The 8,421-nt window shown below is 72.6% G+C and carries 5 protein-coding genes; all 5 read right to left on the bottom strand.

Translation table 11 applies throughout. The features are described from left to right. Window positions 1-741 (bottom strand): SCO3242 family prenyltransferase (locus tag JHAT_RS25160; protein WP_077800539.1); only part of this gene is annotated, 741 nt, incomplete at its 3' end. Next, window positions 738-1,949 (bottom strand): inositol-3-phosphate synthase, encoded by a 1,212-nt coding sequence (locus tag JHAT_RS25155; RefSeq protein ID WP_077800538.1) that lies wholly within the window; start codon window positions 1,947-1,949, stop codon window positions 738-740. The genes JHAT_RS25155 and JHAT_RS25160, both read right to left, overlap by 4 nt. Window positions 1,950-2,079: 130 nt before the next feature. Next, window positions 2,080-5,802 carry a ThuA domain-containing protein gene (locus tag JHAT_RS25150; RefSeq protein ID WP_077800537.1) on the bottom strand — a complete coding sequence of 1,241 codons (3,723 nt, stop codon included), beginning with the start codon at window positions 5,800-5,802 and terminating at the stop codon, window positions 2,080-2,082. 267 nt (window positions 5,803-6,069) lie between these two features. Beyond that, window positions 6,070-7,068 (bottom strand): sugar phosphate isomerase/epimerase, encoded by a 999-nt coding sequence (locus JHAT_RS25145; RefSeq protein WP_077800536.1) that lies wholly within the window; start codon window positions 7,066-7,068, stop codon window positions 6,070-6,072. A gap of 15 nt (window positions 7,069-7,083) precedes the next feature. Continuing rightward, on the bottom strand, window positions 7,084-8,367 hold the full coding sequence (locus JHAT_RS25140; protein WP_077800535.1) for a Gfo/Idh/MocA family protein: 1,284 nt from the start codon (window positions 8,365-8,367) through the stop codon (window positions 7,084-7,086). Window positions 8,368-8,421: the final 54 nt, after the last annotated feature.

The raw sequence follows: 8,421 nt of genomic DNA, 5'->3' as shown, positions 1-8,421 counted from the left end.
GACCAGATGGGTCAGCACCCCCGTCGTCGCGAGGGCGGCCAGCGGGGCCAGCGCCGAACCGCCGGTGGTCTCGCGGCGGGAGACGGCCGTGACCGCGAGGGTGTGGCCGCCGAGCAGCGCGGCGGAGGGCAGCGCGGCGCGGGTGCCGCCGCCGGTGGCGGCGGCGCCCAGGAGCAGGTCCAGTCCGCGGGCGGCGGCCATGGCCGCGGGACCGGCGGGCGTGTGCTTCAGGGCGAGGTCGTAGGCCCAGACGGTCGCGGCCAGGGGCGCGGCCACCGTGAGGGCGGGCCTCCCCGCACCGGCGGCGAGCGCCAGGCCGGCGCCGGTGAGGACACCGGCGGCGGTGAGGGCGGCGGCCGGGCGGATGCGGCCGGACGGGATCGGGCGGTGCGGGCGCTCCGCGGCGTCCTCGGCCCGGTCCGCCCAGTCGTTCAGGGCCATGCCGGCCTCGTACAGGCACAGGGAGGAACCGATGGCGAGCAGGGTGCGGGGCCCGGGGCGCGCGCCGGCCGCGGCGGCGCCGGCCAGGGCGTCGCCGGGGACGGTGAACAGCGCGGGCAGGCGCAGCAGTTCGGCCCAGGCGCCGGCGCGGCCGGAACGCGGTCCGGGGGTGCCGGAGGAACCGGGTGCCGGGCCGTCGGCGACCGGGACGGCGGCCCCGGCCTCCGTGGTGGGGTCGTCGGCCGTCGCCGTTCCCGCGGGCGAGGACGCGCCCCGCGCCGTGGCGGCCACGCGGCTCATCGCCGCGCTCCTCGGCCGTCGGCGCCGTCGTCCGAACGTCCGCGGTCCCCCGGCCCCGCGTCGTCCCGCAGCCGCGCGGCGAAGCGCCTCAGTTCCGCGTACTGCTCGGCCAGCGACGCCGGGCCGTCCCCCACCGGGTCCTTGAAGTAGAAGCCGAGTTCGCCCAGCGGGCCGGTCAGGCCCTTCTCCTGGGCGCGGACGGCCAGCCGGGCCAGGTCGAGGACGAGGGGGGCGGCGAGCGCGGAGTCGCAGCCCTGCCAGATGGTCTGCAGGATCATGCGGGAGCCGAGGAAGCCGTCGAAGGCGATGTGGTCCCAGGCCGTCTTCCAGTCGCCGAGCGCGGGGACGTCGTCGATGTGGACCTCGCCCTCGGGTGCCGCGCCGAGGGTGTCGGCGAGGACGCGTTCCTTGCCGGCGTTCTTGGCGGCGGCGGCAGCGGGGTCGGCGAGGGCGGCGCCGTCGCCCCCGCCCAGCAGGTTGGTGCCGGACCAGGCGCGCACGGCGAGGGCGCGCTGCGCGAACATCGGGCCGAGCACGGAGCGCAGCAGGGTCTGCCCGGTCTTGCCGTCGCGGCCCGCGTACGGCACGCCCGAGGACGCGGCGAGCGGGGCGAGCGCCGGGTGGTGCAGGCCCGTGGAGGGGGTGAAGTTGACGTAGGGGCAGCCGGCGCGCAGGGCGGCCGCCGCGTAGAGGGAGCTGGGTGGCAGGGAGCCGTCGGTGGGTGCGGGCTCGGTGGAGGCGACGTTCACCACGACGGCGCCCGCGAGGCCCCGGCGGCGCACGAAGTCGCGGATGTCGTCCGCGAACACGTCGATCAACGCGTCGTCGCCCCGGCCAAAGCCGCGGTCCGTGTCGCCGGGCAGGGGGCCGCCGGGCCTGATCTCCTCGTCGGCGGCGGCCAGTTCGGCGTGCACGGCGGCCGGCAGGCCGTGCGGCAGGACGCCGCCGTCGGCGAGGTGTTCGGCGCGTTTGGGCAGCGGGCAGTCGACGGTGTCGTGGCCCCCGAAGACGAGGGAGGACAGCGCCGGCAGACCGCTCGAGGCGAAGTCGGGGGTCTCGGTGACCATGCCGGCCGGCGGGTGGAGCCCGGCGGCGACGGCGGCGCAGCCCGCGATCGCGGTCGTGGCGACGGATCCGCGCGCTCCGATGAGCCAGACGCCGAAGCGCGGGGCCGGGGACGTGGTGGGCAGGGACGGTTCGGCGGACATGGGCAGCCTCCTTGTCGTACGCGAACCGGGCGGGGGTGCCGGAGGGGGACGAGCGGGGTGCCGGGCGCTGGGCCTGGGGTGACGGCGGGCGGAGATCCGGCGTCCTCCGCCCGCCGCCGTTCGGGTCGCCCTACCGGGGCAGTTCCTTCAGCTGGATGTTGCGGAAGGAGACCTGGTCGTCGGCGCCGTGGTTCTGCAGGCCGATGTAGCCGTTGGTCAGGCTCCGCTCGGGGTCCTTGTTGGTGAAGTCGTTGATCTTGACTCCGTTGAGGAACACCTGGAGGCGTTCGCCCTGGACCTTGATCTCGTAGGAGTTCCACTGGCCGGGCGGCCGCAGGACCTGGTCACGGGCCTTGATGTTCGCCGCCTTGAACGTGTAGATCGCACCGGTGGTGCGGTCCACGGCGTCCGTGGCGTCGATCTGGACCTCGTAGCCCTTGTCCACCGCGGACCAGGGGTCGTCGGAGGCCGGGAAGCCCACGAAGACACCGGAGTTGTCGTCGCCCTGCATCTTCCAGTCGAGCTTGAGGGAGTACGACTTCAGCTCCTTGGCCTGGTACCAGAGCAGGCCCATGCCGCCCTCGGACTCCAGGACGCCGTCCTTGACGTTGAACTTTCCGGGGCCGGCCTGCTTCCAGCCGTCCAGGGTCTGGCCGTTGAAGATGCTCCGGTAGCCCTTGGCCGGCTTGCAGTCGGCCTTGACCTGGCCGGTGGCGTACTGCATGCCGCCGAGCAGGTGGGCGCGGAACGTCTCGTCGGCGTAGGACTCCTTGGTGTGGCCGAGGCCGGTGTAGAAGGAGCGGCCGCCGCCGTAGTTCTGGCACCAGGCGATCGGGTGGTCGCCCTTCATGGTGCCGCCCTGGTAGGTGGTCTCGTCGAGGGTGGCGAGGACCTTGGCCTGCTCGCGCGGGTTGGTGCGGTAGTTGTACAGCTCGTCGGTGCGCTCCCAGGTGTCGCCCAGGTGCGCGGTGGCCGGGTGGTCGTGGTCCTCGACGCGGACGGTGGCCTTCTGGATGGCCGGGTGCGAGGCGAAGTAGGCGCCGACGAGGCCGCCGTAGAACTTCCAGTCGTACTCGGTGTCGGCGGCGGCGTGGACGCCCATGTAGCCGCCGCCGTTCGCGACGTAGTTCTCGAACGCCTTCTGCTGGTCGGCGTCGAGGACGTCACCGGTGGTGGACAGGAAGGCGACCGCGTCGTACTTGGCGAGGTTGGCGGTGGTGAACTGCCTGGCCTCCTCGGTCGCGGTGACGGAGATGCCGGCCGGGGCGCCCAGCTCCTTCAGGGCGGCGATGCCGGCCGGGATGGAGTCGTGGCGGAAGCCCGCGGTCTTGGAGAAGACCAGGACCTTCTTGCCGGCCGTGAACGGCTCCGTGGAGAACTCGAAGTCGTCGATGTCGAACAGCGCGCCCTCGCCGCCCTTGAAGACCAGGTAGACGTCGGTGGTCTTCCTGGGCAGGGCCCGCAGCGGCACGTCGACGTCCTGGAAGGTCTCCCAGCTGCCGGTCGGCGGGATGTACGCCGAGCCGTGCAGCGGGCCGGTGGGCGAGCCGGTGCGCACCTCGAGGTATCCGCCGGCGCCGCCGGAGGAGGCCCGTACGGTCAGCTTCTTCTGCCCGTCGAACTTGTAGGGACTGAAGGAGATCCAGTCGCCGTCGTTGATGTCGCCGACGGTCTTGCCGCCGTTGGCGCCGGTCTTGTCGATCGGCGACACGCCCTGCTGGGCCGTGAAGTGCTCGGCCTGGCGGTGCGGCGGCTGGATCACGGTGCGGGCGGTCCCGGTCAGGGCCTCCTGGCCGTTCGCGCCGCCGTCGGTGTAGCTGGCGCCGACGACGCCGTAGATGTTGGCGTTGGGGTCGTGGCCGCCGTCGCCCGGCGGCGGGTTGAGGGTGCCCTCACAGCCCGTCTCGCTGGTCAGCTCGTGGGCGTGGGAGTCGTGGCCGAGGCTGTAGGCGACCTTGACCCTGGAGCAGTCGATCGTCTCCTCGGGGTCGGTGACCTTCACCTTGAAGGGGATGGGCTGCCCCATGGGGAGGAGGGTGCCGTTGCCGGGGGTCTCGATGGTCACCTTGGGCGCGGTGTTGCCGACCACGATCCGGACGCTGGCGTTGCCGGTGTTGCCCTCGGGGTCCTTCGCGGTGAAGGTCGCGGTGTAGGTGCCGGCCTTCTTGTACTGGTGGGTGGGCGTGAGGCCCTCGCCCTTGGTGCCGTCGCCGAAGTCCCAGCTGTAGGTGAGGTCCGGGGAGTCGGCGTCCTTGGCGGAGCCGGTGAAGGTGACCTTCAGGCCGGTGGCGCCGGACGTCCTGTTCGCGCTCACCTCGGCGATCGGGGAGAAGCCGTCCGCGGCGTTCTCGATCCGGTACAGGGCGGAGTCCTTGTCGCCCTGGAACCAGGACAGTCCGTAGTCGAGGACGTAGAGCGCGCCGTCGGGGCCGAACTCCATGTCCATGATCTGGGTGCCGGTCCACGGGAAGTCGTTGATCTTCGCGACCGACCCGTCGTCGTTCTGCTCGATCCGCTTGATCCAGCGGCGGCCGAACTCACCCGCGAAGAAGTCGCCGTCGTACTCCTCGGGGAACTTGACCTTGGAGTCGAGGTCGGGGTCGTAGCGGTAGACCGGGCCGCCCATCGGGGACTCGGAGCCGCTGCCGAACTCGGGCACGGAGTCGTCGTCGTACGGGATCCAGGCGGCCTGCGCGGGCGGCAGGTCGACGAGGCCGGTGTTGTGCGGCGAGGTGTTCTTCGGGGCGGCGCAGTCGAACGTCTCGCCGGAGGTCTTGGTGGCGAAGTCGTAGTCGACGTACGGGTCGTTGTCACCGGTGCAGAACGGCCAGCCGAAGTTGGCGGCCTTGGTGACCTTGGCGAACTCGACCTGTCCGGCCGGGCCGCGCTGGGGGTCGGCGGCGCCGGCGTCGGGGCCGTAGTCACCGACGTAGACCGTGCCGGTCTTCTTGTCGACGCTGATGCGGAACGGGTTGCGGAAGCCCATCGCGTAGATCTCGGGGCGGGTCTTCTCGGTGCCCGGGGGGAAGAGGTTGCCCTCCGGGATGGTGTACGAGCCGTCCTCGGCGACCTTGATGCGCAGGATCTTGCCGCGCAGGTCGTTGGTGTTGCCGGCGCTGCGGCGGGCGTCGAAGGCCGGGTTGCGGTCCGGGCGTTCGTCGATCGGGCTGTACCCGTCGGAGGCGAAGGGGTTGGTGTCGTCGCCGGTGGAGAGGTAGAGGTTCCCCTCGGCGTCGAAGGCGATGTCGCCGCCGACGTGGCAGCAGGTGCCGCGGGAGGTGGCGACCTCCAGGACCTTCTTCTCGCTGGCCATGTCCAGCGTGCCGTTGGGGTTGAGGACGAAGCGGGAGAGGCGGTTGACGCCGTCGAACTTCTTGAAGTCCTCGGCGGTGCCGTTCTCCGGGGCGTCGCCCTCGGGGGTGTCGAGCGGCGGGGCGTAGTAGAGGTAGATCGCCCGGTTGTTCTCGAAGTCCGGGTCGACGCCGACGCCCTGGAGGCCCTCCTCGTCGTGGCTGTAGACGGGGATGCGGCCGGCGACCTTGGTGACGCCGCCCTGGTCGGTGAGGCGCAGCGTGCCGTCGCGGGCGGTGTGCAGGACGCTGCGGTCCGGGAGGACGGCGAGCGACATCGGCTCGCCCATCTCCGGCTCGCCCTTGGCGAGCGGTACCTGCTGGAACTGTCCCTCGGCGGCCGCGGGGGCCGCGGTGGCGTCGAGGGGGGAGCTGCCGGGCTGGGCGCCGGCGACGGTCGCCGGGGTGGCCACCGCCAGGGCGAGGCCGGTGAGCAGGGCGAGGGCGGTGCGGAGTCCGGGCCGTCTCGTGGTGCCGGTGCCTCTGATTCTGCTTCTGTGCACGAAGTCCCTCCGGGAACGGAATGGGCCGTACGGAACGGGTGCGAAGGCATGCGTGCGGTGCGGGCGCCGGGGTGCGCCGTCACCCCGGAGACGTGTGTGTCCTGAACACATCAGGGACGTTAGCTGTGTTCGTCCTGTGCGAACACCCCTTGGATCCCGAATAGTTGAACTTTTGCCCCGCGCAGGACAAAGCGGGGTCCGGGCACGTCGGACCGGGGACCGGCGGATGTTCCGGCCCCCGTGCCGACCTGCTGCCGGGCGCGTGGATCAGCTGTTGAACGCGGCGTCGAAGGACGCGCTGGGCGGCTCGAAGTCGAACGCCTTGAGCCGGGTGAGGGCCTCGGGGGCGCCCTGGAGCCGGTCCATGCCGGCGTCCTCCCACTCGACGGAGACCGGGCCCCCGTAGTCGATGGAGCGCAGCATGCGGAAGACGTCCTCCCAGGGGACGTCCCCGTGCCCGGCCGACACGAAGTCCCAGCCGCGCCGCGGGTCGCCCCACGGCAGGTGGGAGCCGAGGCGGCCGTTGCGGCCGTCGAGGCGCCTGCGGGCCTCCTTGCAGTCGACGTGGTAGATCCGGTCCCGGAAGTCCCACAGGAAGCCGACCGGGTCCAGGTCCTGCCACACGAAGTGCGACGGGTCGAAGTTGAGGCCGAACGCGGGCCGGTGGTCCACCGCCTCCAGCGCGCGCTGCGTGGTCCAGTAGTCGTAGGCGATCTCGCTGGGGTGGACCTCGTGCGCGAACCGCACGCCCTCGGCGTCGAAGACGTCCAGGATCGGGTTCCAGCGGTCCGCGAAGTCCTGGTAGCCGCGCTCGATCATCGACTCGGGCGCCGGCGGGAACATGGCGACCAGGTGCCAGATGGCGGACCCGGTGAAGCCGATGACGGTGTCGACGCCGAACGCGGCGGCGGCGCGGGCGGTGTCCGCGATCTCCGCGGCGGCACGCCGCCGCACGCCCTCCGCCTCCCCGTCGCCCCAGATGCGGGCGGGCAGGATGGCCTGGTGGCGCTCGTCGATGATGGCGTCGCAGACGGCCTGCCCGACGAGGTGGTTGGAGATCGCCCAGCACTTCAGGCCGTACTTGTCGAGCAACTGGTGCCGGGAGTCCACGTAGGACGGGTCCGCGAGGGCCTTGTCGACCTCGAAGTGGTCGCCCCAGCAGGCGAGTTCGAGGCCGTCGTAGCCGAAGTCGCGGGCGAGCCGGCAGACCTCCTCCAGAGGCAGGTCGGCCCACTGCCCGGTGAACAGTGTGAAGTTGCGCGGCATGCGCTTCTGGCCTCCTCAGACGACGGTCGACGTGATGGCGACGGGGGTGTAGACGGAGTTCTTCTCGGCGCTCTCCTCCACGGCCGCGAGCACCCGCTGCACCTGCAGCCCGTCGGCGAAGGAGGGTTCGGGTGCGCGGCCCTCGGCGACCGCGTGGACGAGGTCGCGCACCTGGTGGGCGAAGGTGTGCTCGTAGCCCAGTCCGTGGCCCGGCGGCCACCAGGCGTGCAGGTAGGGGTGCTCGGGCTCGGTGACGAGGATGCGGCGGAAACCGGCGTGCTCACCGGGCTCGGTGCCGTCGTGGTACGACAGCTCGTTGAGCCGCTCCAGGTCGAAGGCGAGCGAACCGCGCTCACCGTTGAGTTCGATGCGCAGGGCGTTCTTGCGGCCGGTGGCGTAGCGGGTGGCCTCGAAGGAGGCGAGGGCGCCGGAGGTGAAGCGGCCGGTGAACACGGCGGCGTCGTCCACGGTGACCTCCCCCGTGCCGGCGGCCGACGTGGCGGACAGGCCCCGTGCCGTACCGCCGGGCAGGGGGCGCACCCGCACGAAGGTCTCGGTGAGGGCGGAGACGCCGGCCAGCCGCTCCCCGGTCAGGTACTGGGCGAGGTCGACGATGTGCGCGCCCAGGTCGCCGAGCGCGCCGGAGCCGGCCTGCTCCTTGCGCAGCCGCCAGGTCAGCGGGGCCTCGGGGTCCACCAGCCAGTCCTGGAGGTACGTCACCCGCACGTGCCGCAGCCGGCCGATGCGGCCCTCGGCGACCATGCGCCGGGCCAGCGCGGTGGCGGGCACCCGGCGGTAGTTGAAGCCGACCATGGCCAGCTGGCCGCGTGCGCCCGCCTCCTCGGCGGCCCGGGTCATCTCCTCCGCCTCGGCGACGGTGTTGGCGAGGGGTTTCTCGCACAGGACGTGCTTGCCGGCGGCGAGCGCGGCCAGCGCGATCTCGGCGTGGCTGTCACCGGGGGTGCAGATGTCGACGAGGTCGATGTCCTCCCGTTCCACCAGGGCCCGCCAGTCGGTCTCGGCGCTCGCCCAGCCGTACCGGTCGGCCGCCGTGCGGACGGCGTCGGCGTCCCGGCCGCAGATGGCGGTCATGACCGGGTTCAGCGGCAGGTCGAAGACCCGGCCGGCGGTGCGCCAGCCCTGGGAGTGGGCGGCGCCCATGAAGGCGTAGCCGACCATGCCGACGCGCAGCGGCGGTCTGGTCGCGGATGCCCCCGTGGCCGTGGTGCCGGTACCGGTTCCGGTACCGGTCGCTGCTGCGTCCGCCCCGGCCCCCTCGGGCTGCTGCGGCTGTCCCATGCGGATGTCCTCCTCGTCGTGGTGGCGCGGTGGGGGGTGGGCCCCGCCCCGGCC

It is taken from the genome of Streptomyces sp. JHA26 (assembly GCF_002005565.1).
GTDB lineage: Bacteria > Actinomycetota > Actinomycetes > Streptomycetales > Streptomycetaceae > Streptomyces.
Note: the sequence above shows the minus strand (reverse complement) of the source record. Positions and strands in the feature narration are given on the sequence as shown.

Bases quoted from the DNA above. Each gene is read 5' to 3' on its own strand.
- JHAT_RS25155 (WP_077800538.1), bottom strand. From the start codon at position 1,949: ATGTCCGCCGAACCGTCCCTGCCCACCACGTCCCCGGCCCCGCGCTTC.
- JHAT_RS25145 (WP_077800536.1), bottom strand. From the start codon at position 7,068: ATGCCGCGCAACTTCACACTGTTCACCGGGCAGTGGGCCGACCTGCCT.
- JHAT_RS25140 (WP_077800535.1), bottom strand. From the start codon at position 8,367: ATGGGACAGCCGCAGCAGCCCGAGGGGGCCGGGGCGGACGCAGCAGCG.